Raw genomic sequence first — 17569 nt, forward strand, 5'->3', positions numbered from 1 at the left:
TTTTCAATCATGGCAAGGCATTAAAGCCCTTCACAATACTGAAATTTATTTTTTAATTTTTAAACCAATCTTTTGACTCGGGATTCATTTTCCATGTTTGCAGCTTCTTCAGGTCATCTGAATGAATATTTCCATTCTCAAGTGCAACCTCTGTCAGTGTGTCATAATCAGTTAACGAGTAGTATGGAAGATCAGCCTCAGCAAACGCTTCCTGCGCTTTAGGAAGTCCATACGTAAAGATTGATACCACACCAAGCACTTCACAGCCAGCGGCTTTCAGAGCTGCTGCAGCTTCGAGTACGCTGCCCCCTGTGGAAATTAAATCTTCTATGACAACTGTTTTCTGGCCTTTTTGAACTGCACCCTCAATTTGATTGCCTTTTCCATGTGCTTTCGGTTTGCTTCTCACATAACACATCGGCAGGTTCAAACGGTCAGCCGCCAATGCCGCATGAGGGATACCTGCTGTCGCTGTTCCTGCGATCATTTCAGCTTTCGGGAAATGCTCTTGGATAAGCTTGCTGATGCCTGCAGCAACATCATTTCTTACCTCTGGGAAAGAAAGGGTAAGGCGATTGTCACAGTAAATTGGCGATAAGATGCCGCTCGCCCATGTAAACGGCTCATTCGGGCGTAAAAATACAGCTTGAATGTCTAATAGATGTTTTGCGATGATTTGTTTCATTGTTTGATTCCCTCCCATTCGAGTTTGACAGCTTCATAGGCTTTTAGCGGATTTGCAGCTTTTGTAATAGAGCGTCCCACAACAATTGCTGATGACCCTTTTTCTCTTGCTATAGAAGGCGTTGCAACGCGGACTTGATCATTCGCAGTGTCTGCTGACGTACGGATACCCGGGGTCACCGTCAAAAACGACGGCGACACTGCTTCGTAAATGGCTTTCGCTTCATGAACAGAGCACACCACTCCATCAAGTCCGCTATTCTCCGCCAGTTTGCTGTAGTGTACAACCGTGTCGATGAGAGGCTTTCTGATCAGCAGCTCATCCTTCACCATTTGTTCAGATGTGCTTGTCAGCTGGGTTACCGCAATAAGTGACGGACGTTGTTTTCCTGCCGGCGTGCCTTCCTCTAAGCCTTCCAAGGCTGCTTCCATCATTTTTTTGCCTCCGGCTGCGTGAACATTGACGAGATCGACTCCAAGGCAGGCAAGCCGCTTCATTGCTTTATTCACCGTGGTCGGAATGTCATGTAGCTTTAAATCTAAAAAGATCTCACAGTTTCTTTCTTTTAATTGTGCAATTATAGCCGGGCCTTCTTGATAAAAAAGCTCCATTCCAACCTTCACAAATAACGGTTCCTTGTGAAAAGGCGCTAAAAACGACAGTGTTTCTTCAGCTGATGCAAAATCAAGCGCGATGATGGGCAGGTTGTTTTTCATGCTTCCAGCTCCTTCCGATGCATTCTTCAACAGATTCATAGCCGTATTGGCGTAAAACAGCTGGGAGCTGCTCAATGATGTCAGGGCATGCGAAAGGATTCACGAAGTTTGCTGTTCCGACAGCAACCGCACTTGCTCCAGCCAGAAGAAATTCCAATGCGTCTTCGGCCGTCTGAACGCCTCCCATCCCGATAATCGGAATGCTGACAGCCTGGCTGACCTCATACACCATGCGGATGGCAACAGGCTTTACAGCAGGACCCGAAAGCCCTCCAGTTTTATTGGCTAATATTGGCTTTCCTGATTTTAAATCGAGCCTCATGCCGATTAATGTGTTGATCATCGTTAGACCATCCGCACCCGATTCTTCGATCGCTACCGCAATTTCTGTGATGTTTGCCACATTCGGAGAAAGCTTCACATATACAGGCACATCTGACACTTTTTTAACAGCCTTCGTCAAATCAGCAGCCATGGCAGGATTTGTGCCAAAAGCAATTCCGCCTGTTTTGACGTTCGGACAGGAAATGTTCAATTCAAGCGCATGGACATTAGGCGCTTTGCTGATAAGTTCTGCTACTTCAACATAATCCTCGACCTGTGAACCGGCGACATTGGCAATAATAGGCGTTTCAAATTGCTCAAGCCATGGCAGCTCATTTTCTAAGACGCTTTCCAGCCCTGGATTTTGCAGACCGATCGCATTGAGCATACCAGCGCCAGTCTCAGCTACCCTAGGCGTCGGATTCCCGAAGCGGGGCTCCTTTGTCGTAGCTTTGATCATGATTGCTCCGAGACAAGACAAATCATAAAAACGCGCAAACTCTTTTCCAAAACCGAAGCAGCCTGATGCGGGAATGATCGGATTTTTCAAATCCAGACCCGGCAATTTCACCTCTAGCATTACAGCGCCACCTCCTGAGCTTTAAATACAGGTCCGTCAAGACATACCTTTACATAGGATGTCTCACTTTCGTTTGTATGGCACACACAGGCGAAGCATGCACCAATACCGCAGCCCATTCGTTCTTCCATGGAAATGTAAACCTCTTTGTGGGCGTATTCTTGTTTGAGCGCCTTTAGCATCGGTGTCGGCCCGCAGCTGAGGAGAATGTCAAATTCAAGATTTTTTTGTTTGATGACATCTGTGACAAACCCGGTTTCCCCGTAGCTTCCGTCAGCTGTTGCTACATATGTGTCGCCGTACTGTCGGCATTCTTTTTCGTAAAAAACATCCTTTGCCGATTGGAATCCTAAAACGTGTATGACCTTTACGCCTTTTTCCTTTAAACGTTTCGACAGTTCTTGGAGAGGCGGGACTCCTACACCGCCTCCTACCAGCAAAGCCGTCTTTCCGGGTTGGACTTCATCTACTGGAAAGCCATTGCCCAAAGGCCCGAGGACATCTACGAGATCTCCCTTCTGCTTCAGCGACAAGAGTCTTGTTCCTTCCCCATCTACTCGATAAATCATGGTGACTTCATTTTTTTCAAAGTTAACATCAGCAATGCTGATTGGTCTTCGCAAAAGAGGCGTAACCGCTTCGCTCACTTTCAGGTGAAGGAACTGTCCCGGGACAGTAAACCCTTGGACAAGCTCCCCTTTTAGAACCATTTGATACACCCGGTCTGCAATTTGCTGGTTAGCACACACCGTCAAATACGCTTTTTTCATATAGTGATTGCCGCCTCCTGATTTGTGTTGATTGCCGGCATTTGATCGGCACGGAACGTCATGCTTTCCAGCACCCGCAAAATGGCTTCTGCCGTATCTAAAGATGTTAAGCAGGCAACACCATTTTCTACTGATTCACGTCTGATTCTAAATCCGTCTCTTGCCGGCTGCTTTCCTTTTGTCAGCGTATTGATGACAAACTGGGCTTCTCCGTTTCTGATCACATCAAGCAAGTTCGGGCCGTCCTGGCCGATTTTTCCGACGACCTTCGCTGGAATTGACGCCTCCTTGAGATACCCCGCCGTTCCTTCGGTCGCTAAAATGTTATACCCGATTGCATGGAATCGTTTAGCGATGGCAAGCCCTTCTTCTTTGTCCTTATCAGCCACTGTTAAAAGCACGGAACCGTAGTTAGGAATTTGAATTCCTGAAGCTATCAGCGCTTTATAGAGGGCCTTTTCAAGAGTGGAATCTTTGCCCATGACCTCTCCTGTTGATTTCATTTCAGGCCCTAACGTAATGTCCACTCTTCTCAGCTTCGCGAAGGAGAAGACCGGCGCTTTTACAAATACTCCCTGCTGTTCAGGCTGCAGGCCTTCATTGTAGCCAAACTCGGCCAGCTTTTGCCCCAGAATGACTTTTGTCGCGAGGTTCGCCATCGGGATGCCCGTGATCTTGCTTAAGAACGGCACCGTTCTGCTTGATCTCGGATTGACTTCAAGCACGTATACCTCACCTTGTGACAGGACGAATTGAATGTTGAGCAAGCCGACAATGTTCAGCCCTTTCGCAAGTGCGATTGTATATTGTTCAATTTTTTTCTTAATGTCTTCCGTCAGAGACTGCGGCGGATAGACCGCGATGGAGTCTCCGGAGTGCACGCCCGCACGCTCAATGTGCTCCATGATTCCCGGAATGACAACGGTTTCGCCGTCAGACACCGCATCCACTTCGATTTCTTTCCCAGTCAGATATCTGTCAATTAAGACTGGATGCTGCGGATTGATTTTGACTGCGTTTTTCATGTAATGGAGCAGCTCTTCCTCATGATAGACAATTTCCATCGCCCGTCCGCCAAGCACATATGAAGGGCGCACCAGTACCGGATAGCCGATGTTGCTTGCGATGTTTACCGCCTGATCAACCGATGTCGCAGTTTTGCCAAGCGGCTGCGGCACTTGAAGTTCTTCCAGCGCCTGTTCAAACTTATCCCGGTCTTCCGCACGGTCTAAATCTTCTAATGACGTTCCAAGGATTTTGACTCCGCGTGCAGAAAGTTCGTCAGCAAGGTTGATTGCAGTTTGTCCGCCAAATTGCACGACAACGCCCATCGGCTGTTCGAGGTCAATGATATGCATGACATCTTCGATCGTAAGCGGTTCAAAGTACAGCTTGTCTGAGATACTGAAATCGGTCGACACGGTTTCCGGGTTATTATTGACGATAATTGCCTCATAGCCTGCTTGTTTAATTGCCCACACGGAGTGAACCGTAGCGTAGTCAAATTCAACCCCTTGGCCGATTCGAATCGGGCCGGAGCCAAGTACGATCACGCTTTTCTTATCTGTAACAACAGATTCATTTTCTTCTTCATATGTGCTGTAGAAGTATGGCGTTTCTGATTCGAATTCCGCCGCGCACGTATCCACCATTTTAAATACCGGTGCGATTCCCGCTTGTTTTCTCATGCTGTAAAGCTCAGATTCTTTCATTTTCCACTCGCGGCTGATGTACTTATCAGAAAATCCGAGTTCTTTTGCCTGTCTCAGCACATCTGTATCGCCCGCATTTGCTTTCAGCTCTTTTTCAAACTGAACGATTCCGAACAGCTTATGCAGGAAAAAGAGGTCGATGGCAGAGAATTCATGAAGCTGCTCAACTGTGTAGCCCCTTCTGTACGCTTCAGCCAGGTAGAATAAACGCTCGTCTCCGGCTTTTTTAATCCGCTTCTCGAGAAGCTCATCTGAAATATCAGCGGCATCTTTTAATTCAAGATGATACACATCAGCTTCCAGTGAACGCACAGCTTTCAGCAGCGATTCTTCAAGCGTGCGGCCAATCGCCATTACCTCTCCCGTCGCTTTCATCTGAGTGCCGAGCCTTCTGTTTGCTGATTCAAACTTATCAAATGGCCAGCGCGGTATTTTAGATACGACATAGTCCAGCGCTGGTTCAAACGCTGCGTATGTCTTTCCAGTCACCGGATTCATCATTTCGTCTAATGAAAGGCCGACGGCGATTTTAGCTGCGAGTTTTGCGATCGGATAGCCTGTCGCTTTTGATGCAAGGGCAGATGAACGACTGACACGCGGGTTCACTTCAATGATGTAGTATTGGAAGCTGTCTGGATCTAAAGCGAGCTGTACGTTACATCCGCCTTCAATTCCAAGCGCACGGATCAGTTTTAAAGATACATTCCGCAGGAGCTGATATTCCCGGTCGCTGAGCGTTTGGCTCGGTGCGACGACAATACTGTCTCCTGTATGGATTCCGACCGGATCAATGTTCTCCATATTACAAACGACAATCGCATGATCTTGGCTGTCTCTCATGACTTCGTATTCGATTTCTTTGTAGCCGGCAATGCTTTTTTCAAGCAAACATTGGTGAACCGGGCTTAATTTTAATCCGTTCTCAACAATTTCTTTCAGTTCGGTTTCATTCGAGCAGATGCCGCCGCCTGTTCCGCCTAATGTATATGCCGGGCGGACAATGACAGGGAATCCAATTTGGCTGACGAAGTTTTCTGCTTCTTCCAGGGAGTGGATAATCTCACTTTCAGGCACCGGTTCATTTAGTTCATTCATTAATGTTCTGAACAAGTCGCGGTCTTCAGCCTGCTGGATTGCAGACAGCTTTGTGCCGAGCACCTCAACGCCGCACTCCTCCAGCACACCTCGCTCAGAAAGCTCAACCGCAAGATTCAAGCCGGTTTGACCGCCGAGTGTAGGAAGAATGGCGTCAGGACGCTCTTTTCTGATGATCCGCGTCAGAAATTCAGATGTCAGCGGTTCGATGTAAACCCGGTCAGCCATTTCTGTATCGGTCATGATCGTTGCAGGGTTTGAATTGACAAGAATGACCTCATAGCCTTCTTCTTTTAATGCAAGGCAGGCTTGCGTTCCCGCATAATCAAATTCAGCTGCTTGGCCGATGATGATTGGTCCTGACCCGATTACTAAAATTTTGTTAATGTCTACGCGTTTTGGCATACCGCTTCCCCTTCTTTCTCTGTTGTTTCGATCATTTCGATAAATCTGTCAAATAGATGATTAGCGTCCTCAGGACCGGGTGATGCTTCCGGATGATATTGAACCGTAAATGCCGGCAGTGTTTTGTGTTTCAGCCCTTCAATCGTATCGTCGTTTATCGCGATGTGTGTGACTTCAAGCTCTGTTTCATTTATAGATGAAACTGTATATCCATGGTTTTGGGATGTTAAGGCAACTTTTCCGGTTGCAAGCTCTTTTACCGGATGGTTAGAGCCCCTGTGACCGAATTTCATTTTTTCAGTATCGGCTCCGCACGCCAGCGCAAATAACTGGTGGCCGAGGCAAATTCCGAATAATGGCACTTTTCCAAGAACACCTTTTATCATTTCAATTGCTTCAGGCACATCTTTCGGGTCGCCAGGCCCGTTAGAAAGCATGATGCCGTCTGGCTTCAGCTGAAGGACTTCTTCTGCTGTTACATTGTAAGGCACAACAATGACGTCACATTTCCGTTTGTTCAGCTCTCTTAAAATGCCGTGCTTCATGCCAAAGTCCACCAAAACAATGCGTTTGCCTCTTCCCGGACTAGGATATGCTGTTTTGGCTGACACTTGGGATACTTGATTTCTCGGCAGTTCAGTTTCGTTCAGTCTTTTCAGTACTGCTTCGATATCTTCATCAGGTGAGGCAAACGTTCCTTTTAGCGCGCCTGCCGTGCGGATCATTCTCGTCAGCTTTCTCGTATCAATTCCTTGCAGTCCCGGAATGTTTTTCATTTTTAAATACTCATCCAATGTGTAAGCTGAACGCCAGTTGGAAGGCAGTTCACATAATTCTTTTACAACCAATCCTTTAACAAAAGGCGTAATGGATTCAAAGTCATCACGGTTAATCCCGTAATTTCCGATAAGCGGATATGTTAACGTAACGATCTGCCCGCAATAAGAAGGGTCTGACAAAATTTCCTGATAACCAGTCATACCGGTATTGAAAACGACTTCTCCCATGCTGTGCTCCAAGCTCCCGAAGGCTTTCCCCTCAAATACCGCTCCGTTTTCCAGTACTAATCGTCTTTTCATTTCACAAGTCTCCCTTCTTCATAAGCAAGCGTTCCTGCTGCAATTGTAGCGACTGGCCAGCCGCTGCAGTTAAGGCCGTTAAATGGTGTGTTTTTACCTTTAGATAAGAATGTTTCTTTGTCTATCACTGCTTCTCTTTCCAGGTCGATTAACGTGATGTCAGCTGCTTGTCCCGTTTTCAGTGTTCCATATGGGAGACCAAACGCTTCGCAAGGCTTGATTGTCATATAATCAATCAGCTGTTTCAGCGTCCAGCTGCCGTTTTTAACAAAATGTGTGTAAAGAAGCGGGAACGCTGTTTCCAAACCGACAATTCCGAACGGCGCCAGCTTCATTTCTGTGTTTTTCTCTTCTTCTGTATGCGGCGCATGGTCGGTTGCTATAAAGTCGATCGTTCCGTCTAAAAGTCCTTCAATCAGCGCTTCTCTATCTTCCGCACCGCGCAGCGGCGGGTTCATTTTATAGTTTGTATCCAGCCCGGGAATGTCTTTATCACAAAGCAGTAAATGGTGAGGTGAAACTTCTGCTGTGACCCGAATTCCCGCTTTTTTCGCATCACGCACGACTCTCACAGATTCTTTCGTGCTGATATGGCATACATGGTAATGGCAGTTTGCCGCCTCAGCCAGTAACACGTCACGGGCAATATGAACCGATTCACACACAGAAGGAATGCCGTTAAGCCCGTTCGCTTTTGAAAACGTCCCCTCATGGACGCTGCCTCCGTAAATTAAGGAGTTATCCTCGCAATGTGCGACAATCGCTTTGTCAATCGCGGCTGCGCGTTTCATTGCCTCATACATCATTCCTGCTGTCTGTATACCGACGCCGTCATCTGTAAATGCAAATGCCCCAGCTTCTTTTAATGCTTCAAAGTTTGTCATCTCATCGCCAATTTGTCTGATCGTAATAGATGCATAAGGAAGGACTCTGACGCATGATGTTTCTTTAATGCGGCTTTGCACCCATTCCATCTGCTCCTTCGTATCAGGAACCGGCCGTGTATTCGGCATGGCTGCTACTGTTGTATAACCGCCGCGCGCCGCTGCTTTTGCGCCGGTTTCAATGGTTTCTTTTTTCTCTCCGCCAGGCTCTCTAAAGTGTACATGGAGGTCAACAAAACCCGGTGAAACGAGCAATCCTTTCGCGTCAATAACCGTTTCTCCATCTGCTGCATCAAGCTTGCCGATTTCGGAGATGACCTCTCCTGTCACTCGAATATCCTGTTCTGTTTTTTCACCATTTTCGTTAAGTATCCAGCCGTTTTTAATGAGATATGACATACGCTGCTTCTCCTCTTTTCGCATTGGTTTGTAAGGCTCGCTGTAACACTGCCATTCTGATAAATACGCCATTTTGCATTTGTTTGAAGATTCTTGATTTTCGGCTTTCTACTAAGCTGTGATCAATCTCCACTCCTCTGTTCACAGGCGCCGGGTGCATAATAATCGCATGCTGCTTCATACGTTCAGCCCGTTCTACAGTCAAGCCGAATTCATTTAAATAGCCTTCCTGGCTGACAGCTGACTGATGTCTTTCATTTTGAATACGCAGCAGCATGACAACATCCGAAGTCTCTACTGCTTCATCTATTGAGACATACGCGCCAAACGTATTTTCTTCATCCTGCCATTCCGGCGGACCGGAAAACAGAACGCGGGCACCGAGTCTTGTCAACACTTCAGCATTAGACCTCGCGACTCTGCTGTGCTTAATGTCGCCGTGAATGGAGACGGTAAGGCCTTTGAACGTATTGAATTCTTCATTGATTGTCATTAAATCAAGCAATGATTGTGTGGGATGCTGGCCGCACCCGTCTCCCGCATTCAGAATCGGGATATTTACATGTCCGACAAGCTCTTTGTAGTACTCATCCTCACTGTGTCTGATGACACACACGTCAACACCGATTGATTCGAGCGTTCGAATTGTGTCATATAAGGTTTCGCCTTTTTGTACGCTGGTGCTTGTTCCGTCGAGATTCAGGACATTCATGCCCAGTTTCTTTTCAGCTACCTCAAAGCTGAATCGTGTTCTGGTGCTTGGTTCAAAAAACAGATTCGCTGCAAATTTACCTGTCAGCTGATGGTCTGTTTTTCCGTTTTTGAGGTCTTGCGCAGTTTGAAGCAAATCTTTGATTTCCCCAGTGCTGAGTTCACTCATCGTCGTTAAATGCTTCATTTTCTTTCTCCTCTCAATTCAACTTGTTTAAGGCTGAAAAAACCCCGGTCTTGGATAGACTCGGGGTACGGTTAAATAGAGGAGCAGCGTGAAGCTTTCTTCTCTTTATAACCCTTCCAAGCCTCTCTGGACTTTCATTAAAAGGTTTAAATATGATGTTGTTCGGATGTGTCTGCCTGCTCTTCCTTCGCTTGCGGAAGAATCAGGTTTAAGATGACACCTACAATTGCAGCAAGCGCCATGCCTGACACTTGGAATCCTCCTTCAGACACCTGAATAAATGCGCCGCCTACGCCGATTACAAGGATGACTGATGTGATGATGAGGTTTCTGTTATTTTCATAATCAATTTTGTTGTCAATCAGCATTCTCAAGCCGCTTGAAGCGATGATGCCGAACAGCAGGAAGGAAACGCCTCCCATAACCGCTGACGGGACTGAACTGATAAGCGCAGATATTTTGCCGATGAAGCCGAAGCAAAGGGCAATCACTGCCGCGCCTCCGATAACAAAGACGCTGAACACTCTCGTAATGGCCAGTACACCAATGTTTTCTCCATAAGTTGTTGTAGGCGGGCCGCCAATCAAGGAAGCAAGGATTGTAGCCGCGCTGTCGCCCATTATTGAGCGATGGAGACCCGGTTTCTTAATGAAGTCTTGTCCTACAACTTTGCTCAGCACCATCTGGTGGCCGATATGCTCTGACATGGTAACAAATGCGACAGGGACCATTGCTGCGGCGATGCCAAGTGTCACTGACGGCGTATAATCTTTAAACGGGATGATAAATTCAGGGACTGCAAACCATTTCGCGTCAAGCACCGGCTGGAAGTTGACAATTCCTTGAGTCAAGGCAAACAAGTATCCGCCGATGATTCCGATCAAGACCGGGATTAAGCTTAAGAAGCCCCGCAAGAAAATCGCGCAAATGATCGTGATCGCTAAAGTGACACCTGCAACACTGAAATGTTTTAAGCTGTAAACCAGCTCACTGGCATTCGGATCAGCATACATGGCCATATTTACCGCTGTGCCGGCCAGACCCAGTCCAATGACGATAATAACCGGACCTACGACAACAGGCGGGAGAAGCTTCATCAGCCAGCCTGTTCCGAGCTGTCTGATCAGCAAGGCAATCAGCCCGTACACAAGCCCTGCCAGAAACGCACCAACCATTGCCGCTCCGGGTCCGCCGGTCGCTTTTACCAAGATGATCGGAGAAATAAAGGCAAAGGATGAACCGAGATACGCTGGTATTTGTCCTTTCGTGATCAGAAGGTAAGCAAGTGTTCCGATACCGCTCGTCACCAATGCAACAGCAGGACTCATTCCGACCAGCTTCGGAACCAAAATCGTTGAGCCAAACATCGCAAATAAATGCTGCAGGCTGAACGAAACCCAAGAGAAAGGTTTCGGGATTTCCCTGACTCCTAAATTAACTTTTTTCTTACTCATGATGATTTTCCCCCTGATTGATGACTTTTCATATTAGGATGACTTAATAACTGTATAAAAAAACCTCTTTGCTGTTTTTACGCAAAGAGGCATACAAAGACCGGCCGCATACTTTCGGGGCTTCGCTGTGCACCTCTTTGCAACCTCTCTGGATTGCGTTTAAAAAGGTGATACATTATTCATTTTCATAAATGGCGACGAGATCGTTTTTGTCAACCTCATCAAGCTGAACCATAACCTTTTCAGCTTTTGAAGTCGGGATGTTTTTCCCGATGTAATCTGCTCGGATCGGCAGTTCTCTGTGTCCTCTGTCAACAAGCACAGCCAGTTGAATTGAGGAAGGTCTGCCTACATCGACAAGGGCGTCCATTGCGGCTCTGACCGTTCTTCCTGTGTAAAGAACATCATCTACGACAATTACTTTTTGATCTGTGATGTCTACCGGTATATCTGCACCTTTCACGAGCGGTTCTTCATTGCTCGTTTTTTTGGATAGATCGTCTCTGTAAAGGGTGATATCAATTTCTCCAACCGTTACAGGATTCCCTTCAATCTGTTCTATCCGTTCGGCGAGGCGTTTTGCCAAGTAAATACCTCTTGTCTTGATACCGACAAGGATGCAGTTGTTCATCCCTTTATTGCGTTCAATCATTTCATGAGCAATTCTGGTCAGCGCACGTCTGATTGCCTGTTCGTCGAGAATGACAGCTTTTTGATTCATTATGTGACACCTCACAGTTCATTTAGAAGAAAAACCCCTCTTGCCATTGGCAGAGAGGGGTTTTAGGACAAGATGCGTGCATATACACGTATCCCGTCAATCCGTTATCCTTCTCAGCCTCTCTGGACTGTTTTAAAGAATCTATTCAGCTTCGTTTATTATTTCAGAAAAGAGATGTCCTGTCAACGGGTTTTTCTCAGATTTTCGATTAAAGCAGACATATCATCAGGAAGCGGTGCCTCAAATTCGATATATTCGTCAGTGCGCGGATGCTGAAAACCTAAAATTCCGGCATGAAGCGCCTGTCCGTTAAAATCGATCGTTTTTCTCGGCCCGTATTTCGGATCTCCTGCTAACGGGAATCCGATATACTTCATATGCACACGGATTTGGTGCGTTCTTCCTGTTTCAAGCTGGCATTCCACAAGCGTAAATTCCTGGAAGCGGTCAAGAACATGAAAATGAGTGACGGCGTTTTTTCCATCACGTGTTACAGTCATGCTTTGCCGATCTTTCTTATCCCGCCCGATCGGCGCATCAATTGTACCGTCATCGTGAGAAATAAGCCCATGGACAACTGCCGTATATTTCCGCGTAACCGTTTTGTTGACCAATTGGTTTACAAGTGACTCGTGCGCCATATCATTCTTCGCCACCATTAATAAGCCAGACGTGTCCTTATCGATTCTGTGTACGATCCCCGGACGCATCACGCCATTTATTCCGGATAGGTCCGTACAATGAGCCATAAGGCCGTTTACAAGTGTACCCGTAAGATGCCCGGGAGCTGGGTGCACAACCATTCCGCGAGGTTTATTGACGACCAGCACATCCTGATCTTCATAGTAAATATCCAGATCCATAGGTTCTGCCAGCACGTCGAGCGCTTCAGGCTCAGGCACAGTGACAGTCACCTGATCCCCCGGCTGAATTTTATAATTCGATTTTACAGGGCTTCCGTTCACGACAACTTGTCCGTCCTTCACCCATAACTGCACCTGGGTTCTCGACCAACCATTTTCAGTCGATGCCAGAAATTTATCAATCCGCTCACTTTTTTGTTCTTCTGAAGCGGTTATGTCAAATTGATTCATGCTATTGCTCCTTCTTCTTTTTCCCGCTGTCCAACAGCATTTGTATAAATAAAAGCATTACGCCGACACATAATGAAGAGTCCGCGATATTAAAAATCGGGTAATTGTAATTGACGATAATGACATGGATAAAATCCACCACTTCCTGTCTGACAGCCCGATCGATAAAATTGCCGATGGCGCCGCCAAGCATGAGTCCAAGGGAAACACCAAGAAGCTTTTGCCCTTTCGTATAACGCTGTATGTAATAAACAATACCAATAATGACTGCAGTTGTGATGAGGTAGAAAAACCACATCTGACCGGCTAATATCCCCCACGCCGCACCCGTATTGCGATGGGAGGTGATATAGAATACCTGATCAATGATCGGTATGCTTTGTCCAAGTTCCATGTTCTTGACGACAAGCCATTTTGTCAGTTGATCAGCTGCGATAATAAGTAGTGCGATAACGTAATACAGCACAAACGTTCCTCCATTATACGGTTACTTTAGTCCATTATGCATTTTATCAATAAAAAGCACTGGAGTAAAGAAATATCAGCCTCTATACAGACTTAATCGGAGAGGCGCTGTTATTCATACAGCGCCTGATCATATTCAATATCAGTTGATTTCCACAGAGGAAGTGTTTTTTTTTCAAATTGGACTGAATACAGAAAATCATTTGCTGTCCGCGCTGTCGGCAGCACAGCCAGCTTTGAAAGAGGAATGGGAGCTCCAGTTTCTTCACAGTATCCGAATGTGCCGTCCTCAATTTTCGACAATGCGAGAAGAACGTCTTGAAGCTCTTCTTTAATATGATAGATCAGAGTTGCTTTTTGTTTATGATTGATTGCTGCTTGCGGGCTTGTTGAAACCTGAAAGCAAGAATACTCAAATAATCTCGACTGTAATTCTTCTTTCATCAGAAGAAGTTCCGTATAAATTGCGGTCAGTTGATCATTCATTCATCACAACTCCTGCTCTTAACGTAATACCTATATTGTTACCTGTGAATGATGATCTAAAGCCCATAAGATTTTTCCTGCCATTCTAAACGATGTCACTCTTGGCACAAAAAAAGGCCCGGCTTTTGCGCCGGGCTCTTTTCATTAGTTCTGATAATACTTTTCAACGATTTCAGCGTTGCGCAGTGACAATGTAGGATATTTCGGGTTCGCACCTACATCTTTAGAAATCACACGGGATCTCTCACACATTTCGCCTTCAGCTTTCTCGACAGCGATTTTCCCTGTCTCAAAGCTTTGCGCATCGTTTGGCGCTTCATTTTCTTCGCTGATGGTTAATTCAGAAACAATAAACAGCTGAGAAAGATTTTCTTTAATAGAAGCTAATAGCTCTTTGTTTTCTTTATTCGGATACAATTTCAGGCTTGCTTCCAATGATTTACCAATGATTTTTTCATTTCGCGCTGTTTCTAACGCTTTTAGCACATCATCACGAAGAGACATAAAACGGTCAAACTTATCTTCTGTCGCTTCGCTGTTTGGAACCGCAATCGTTTCCGGCATGTCTGTCAGCTGAACGCTCTGCTCGTCAACAAATGTTAAGTGAGACCATAATTCGTCAGCGGTATGAGGCAGTATCGGTGCTGTAAGCTTCACTAACGCAAGCAGCGTTTCATAGAATACAGTCTGCATGCTGCGTCTATCCGGATGATCCGCGTGCTCAATGTATACAATATCCTTAGCGAAATCCAGATAGAATGAGCTTAATTCAATTGTACAGAAATTATGGATGCTGTGATACACAACCGCAAACTCGTACTCGTCGTACGCTTTTTTCACTTTATCAATCAGTTTGTTTAGCTTAACCAGCATGTACTGATCGACTTCACGAAGATCTTCAACAGCCACCGCATTTGTTTTTGGATCAAAATCGAACAGGTTGCCGTGAAGGAAACGGAACGTGTTGCGGATTTTACGGTATACTTCAGCAACCTGCTTCAGAATCGCATCAGACACGCGAACATCCGCCTGGTAGTCAACAGAAGACACCCATAATCTCAAAATGTCGGCGCCAAGCTGTTTCATGACTTTTGCTGGAACGACGACGTTACCGATGGATTTACTCATTTTGCGTCCTTCTCCATCCAGTGCAAACCCATGGCTGAGCACACCTTTATATGGCGCTTTTCCTGTTACGGCTACTGCTGTTGATAGAGATGAGTTAAACCAGCCCCGGTATTGGTCAGAGCCTTCAAGGTATAAATCAGCCGGCCGAACGAGATCCTCGCGTTCTTCAAGCACCGCTTGGTGGGAAGAACCAGAATCAAACCAAACATCCATGATGTCCTGTTCTTTTGTAAAAGTGCCGTTCGGGCTTCCAGGATGCGTAAAGCCTTCCGGAAGAAGATCCTTCGCTTCTTTTTCAAACCAAATGTTTGAGCCATGTTTTCTAAACAATTCTGAAACGTGCTCAATCGTTTCATCTGTGATGATTGGCTCGCCGTTTTCAGCATAAAATACCGGAATCGGCACACCCCATGCACGCTGTCTGGAAATACACCAGTCTCCGCGGTCACGAACCATGTTGTGCAAACGCTGCTCGCCCCATTCAGGAACCCATTTGGTTTCTTTAATGGCATCCAGCAGGTCTGATCTGAAATCTTTAATAGACGCAAACCATTGCGCAGTTGCTCTGAAAATGGTTGGTTTCTTTGTTCTCCAATCGTGCGGATAGGAGTGTGTAATGAATTCAAGCTTCACGAGCGCGCCTTTTTCTTCGAGCTGCTGTGTGATCACTTTGTTTGCATCATCATAGAACATACCTTCAAAGCCAGGAGCTTCGCTTGTCATCACACCTTTTTCATCAACCGGACAAAGGACGTCTAAGCCGTATTTTTGGCCAATGATAAAGTCATCTTCCCCATGTCCCGGTGCTGTATGAACACAGCCTGTTCCGGCGTCAGTTGTCACGTGATCGCCAAGCATAACGAGTGAATCTCTGCCGTATAGCGGATGTTCAGCGATAATATTTTCGAGATCTTTCCCTTTGATCGTTCTTGTCACTTCATACTGCTCAAAGCCGCATGCAGAAGCTACAGCTTCAACCAGTGCACTTGCGACAACAAAGCGGTCATCACCGACTGCAATCACGCTGTATTCCAGATCAGGATGAACTGAAATGCCGAGGTTTGCAGGAATCGTCCAAGGCGTTGTTGTCCAAATGATGATGCGCTCGCCATTTTCAAGCACGCCTTTTCCGTCTTTTACGCCAAAAGCAACGTAAATAGATGCTGAGCGTTTGTCTTGATATTCGATTTCCGCTTCAGCTAAAGCAGACTCACTTGAAGGTGACCAGTTAACCGGTTTAAGGCCTTTATAAATATAGCCTCGTTTTGCCATTTCACCGAAAACGCGGATTTGCTGCGCTTCATATTCCGGTTTCAGTGTCACATATGGATTTTCCCAGTCGCCGCGGACTCCAAGACGCTTGAATTGCTCACGCTGACCCTCAATTTGCTTCCATGCATATTCTTCGCATAGCTTGCGGAATTCAGCTACTGACATTTCTTTGCGGTTCACTTTTTTGTTTTTTGTAAGAGCTGTTTCAATCGGCAACCCGTGTGTATCCCAGCCCGGTACATACGGTGCGTTGTACCCGCTCATTGATTTGTAGCGGACGATGAAGTCCTTTAAAATTTTGTTAAGCGCGTGGCCCATGTGGATATCGCCGTTTGCGTACGGAGGTCCGTCATGTAAAACAAATTTAGGGCGGTCTTTCGTCCGTTCCTGTACTAGACTGTAGATATCCTGCTCCTCCCATTTCTTTTGCATGTCAGGCTCACGGTTTGGCAAGTTGCCTCGCATCGGAAAATCTGTTTTCGGCATTAAGAGCGTGTCTTTGTAATCCATTTTCATTCCTCCACCAATTTTTTCAGAAAATAAAAAAAGCCCTCTCATCCCATAAGGGACGAGAAAGCTTATCTCGCGGTACCACCCTTTTAGAAAAAGCCAGGCTTACGCTTTTTCCTCTCGAGCATCGTAACGTGATGAACGTCCTAACCTACTGTGAGTTCAGAAAGGAAACTTAAGGGCTGATCTACATGATTCCGGCCATCCCGGACTTTCACCATCTCCGGGTCGCTATGAAGGCATGATGGAAACATGACTGTCCCTTTCAATCGTCTTTTCATCTGAATTTATGAACGTATTATATTCGACAAGCTAAGAAAATGTCAAGGTAATCAGAGAATTTATTCCTTTTCCTCAAACACAGCGTCGACTTCATACTCAAGCAAATGATCCCAATCATCATTTTTCAGAAGATCAAGCTGCGCTTCAATCAGCATTTGGAAACGTGTTCTGAACACTTTAGACTGTTTTTTCAGCTCTTCGATTTCCATTGCGATTTTTCTTGATTTCGATAAAGATTCGTTGATGATGCGATCAGCGTTTTTCTCCGCTTCCCGAACAATCAGCTTTGCTTCCTTTTGAGAATTGCGCTTTACGTCCTCAGCTGCTTCTTGGGCAACCAGAATGGATTTATTCAGCGTTTCTTCAATGTTGGCAAAGTGTCCGATTCTTTCATCGAGCTCATTGACTTTCGCTTCAAGCTCTGTTTTTTTACGGAGAACAATTTCGTAATCTTTTCTGACTTGACTCAGAAATTCATTTACCTCGTCTTCATCATATCCGCGAAAACTTTTTGTAAACGTCTTGTTGTGAATATCATTCGGCGTTAATGGCATGATGCCACCTCCATTTTTTACATTTCAGTACGGTTATCTAGTTCACATTATAAAAC

The 17569-nt window shown here is 45.9% G+C and carries 15 protein-coding genes and 1 other annotated feature; all 15 genes read right to left on the bottom strand.

The window, feature by feature from the left end; translation table 11 throughout:
* Positions 1-52: 52 nt before the first annotated feature.
* The 15 genes from pyrE to divIVA all read right to left on the bottom strand — a co-directional run bounded on the left by pyrE (position 53) and on the right by divIVA (position 17513).
* Positions 53-685, bottom strand: a complete 633-nt coding sequence (pyrE, locus tag H7F27_RS12590; protein WP_303621304.1) for an orotate phosphoribosyltransferase — start codon at positions 683-685, stop codon at positions 53-55.
* Entirely contained in the window at positions 682-1401 is a 720-nt protein-coding gene (pyrF, locus tag H7F27_RS12595) for an orotidine-5'-phosphate decarboxylase (protein WP_095713806.1), read from the bottom strand. The genes pyrE and pyrF overlap by 4 nt, the downstream gene beginning before the upstream one ends.
* A complete protein-coding gene (locus H7F27_RS12600; protein WP_095713805.1) occupies positions 1370-2305 on the bottom strand; it encodes a dihydroorotate dehydrogenase in 936 nt (311 codons plus the stop codon). Before H7F27_RS12600 ends, pyrF begins: the two co-directional genes overlap by 32 nt.
* Positions 2305-3075 carry a dihydroorotate oxidase B electron transfer subunit gene (gene pyrK / locus H7F27_RS12605; protein ID WP_024121343.1) on the bottom strand — a complete coding sequence of 257 codons (771 nt, stop codon included), beginning with the start codon at positions 3073-3075 and terminating at the stop codon, positions 2305-2307. Before pyrK ends, H7F27_RS12600 begins: the two co-directional genes overlap by 1 nt.
* Entirely contained in the window at positions 3072-6287 is a 3216-nt protein-coding gene (gene carB / locus H7F27_RS12610) for a carbamoyl-phosphate synthase (glutamine-hydrolyzing) large subunit (protein ID WP_185847980.1), read from the bottom strand. Before carB ends, pyrK begins: the two co-directional genes overlap by 4 nt.
* The gene (locus tag H7F27_RS12615; RefSeq protein ID WP_024121341.1) at positions 6272-7366 is read right to left on the bottom strand and encodes a carbamoyl phosphate synthase small subunit; all 1095 of its coding nucleotides are present in this window, start codon (positions 7364-7366) and stop codon (positions 6272-6274) included. Before H7F27_RS12615 ends, carB begins: the two co-directional genes overlap by 16 nt.
* The gene (locus H7F27_RS12620; protein WP_095713803.1) at positions 7363-8649 is read right to left on the bottom strand and encodes a dihydroorotase; all 1287 of its coding nucleotides are present in this window, start codon (positions 8647-8649) and stop codon (positions 7363-7365) included. The genes H7F27_RS12615 and H7F27_RS12620 overlap by 4 nt, the downstream gene beginning before the upstream one ends.
* On the bottom strand, positions 8633-9547 hold the full coding sequence (locus H7F27_RS12625) for an aspartate carbamoyltransferase catalytic subunit (protein ID WP_185847981.1): 915 nt from the start codon (positions 9545-9547) through the stop codon (positions 8633-8635). The genes H7F27_RS12620 and H7F27_RS12625 overlap by 17 nt, the downstream gene beginning before the upstream one ends.
* A gap of 146 nt (positions 9548-9693) precedes the next feature.
* Positions 9694-11001: a uracil permease PyrP gene (gene pyrP, locus H7F27_RS12630; protein WP_024121339.1), complete on the bottom strand. Its 1308-nt coding sequence runs from the start codon at positions 10999-11001 to the stop codon at positions 9694-9696.
* A 175-nt stretch (positions 11002-11176) separates the two neighbouring features.
* Entirely contained in the window at positions 11177-11722 is a 546-nt protein-coding gene (gene pyrR / locus H7F27_RS12635; protein WP_024121338.1) for a bifunctional pyrimidine operon transcriptional regulator/uracil phosphoribosyltransferase, read from the bottom strand.
* A 182-nt stretch (positions 11723-11904) separates the two neighbouring features.
* Positions 11905-12816 carry an RluA family pseudouridine synthase gene (locus tag H7F27_RS12640; RefSeq protein WP_024121337.1) on the bottom strand — a complete coding sequence of 304 codons (912 nt, stop codon included), beginning with the start codon at positions 12814-12816 and terminating at the stop codon, positions 11905-11907.
* 1 nt (position 12817) lies between these two features.
* Entirely contained in the window at positions 12818-13282 is a 465-nt protein-coding gene (lspA, locus tag H7F27_RS12645; RefSeq protein WP_010334181.1) for a signal peptidase II, read from the bottom strand.
* A 110-nt stretch (positions 13283-13392) separates the two neighbouring features.
* Positions 13393-13767: a sporulation-related RNA polymerase-binding protein YlyA gene (gene ylyA, locus H7F27_RS12650; protein ID WP_024121336.1), complete on the bottom strand. Its 375-nt coding sequence runs from the start codon at positions 13765-13767 to the stop codon at positions 13393-13395.
* A gap of 144 nt (positions 13768-13911) precedes the next feature.
* Positions 13912-16677, bottom strand: a complete 2766-nt coding sequence (ileS, locus tag H7F27_RS12655) for an isoleucine--tRNA ligase (protein WP_095713828.1) — start codon at positions 16675-16677, stop codon at positions 13912-13914.
* A gap of 51 nt (positions 16678-16728) precedes the next feature.
* Positions 16729-16956, bottom strand: a binding site (T-box leader).
* 62 nt (positions 16957-17018) lie between these two features.
* Positions 17019-17513 carry a septum site-determining protein DivIVA gene (gene divIVA / locus H7F27_RS12660; protein WP_010334179.1) on the bottom strand — a complete coding sequence of 165 codons (495 nt, stop codon included), beginning with the start codon at positions 17511-17513 and terminating at the stop codon, positions 17019-17021.
* Positions 17514-17569 lie beyond the last annotated feature (56 nt).

Source organism: Bacillus sp. PAMC26543, assembly GCF_014250375.1.
Lineage (GTDB): Bacteria > Bacillota > Bacilli > Bacillales > Bacillaceae > Bacillus > Bacillus halotolerans.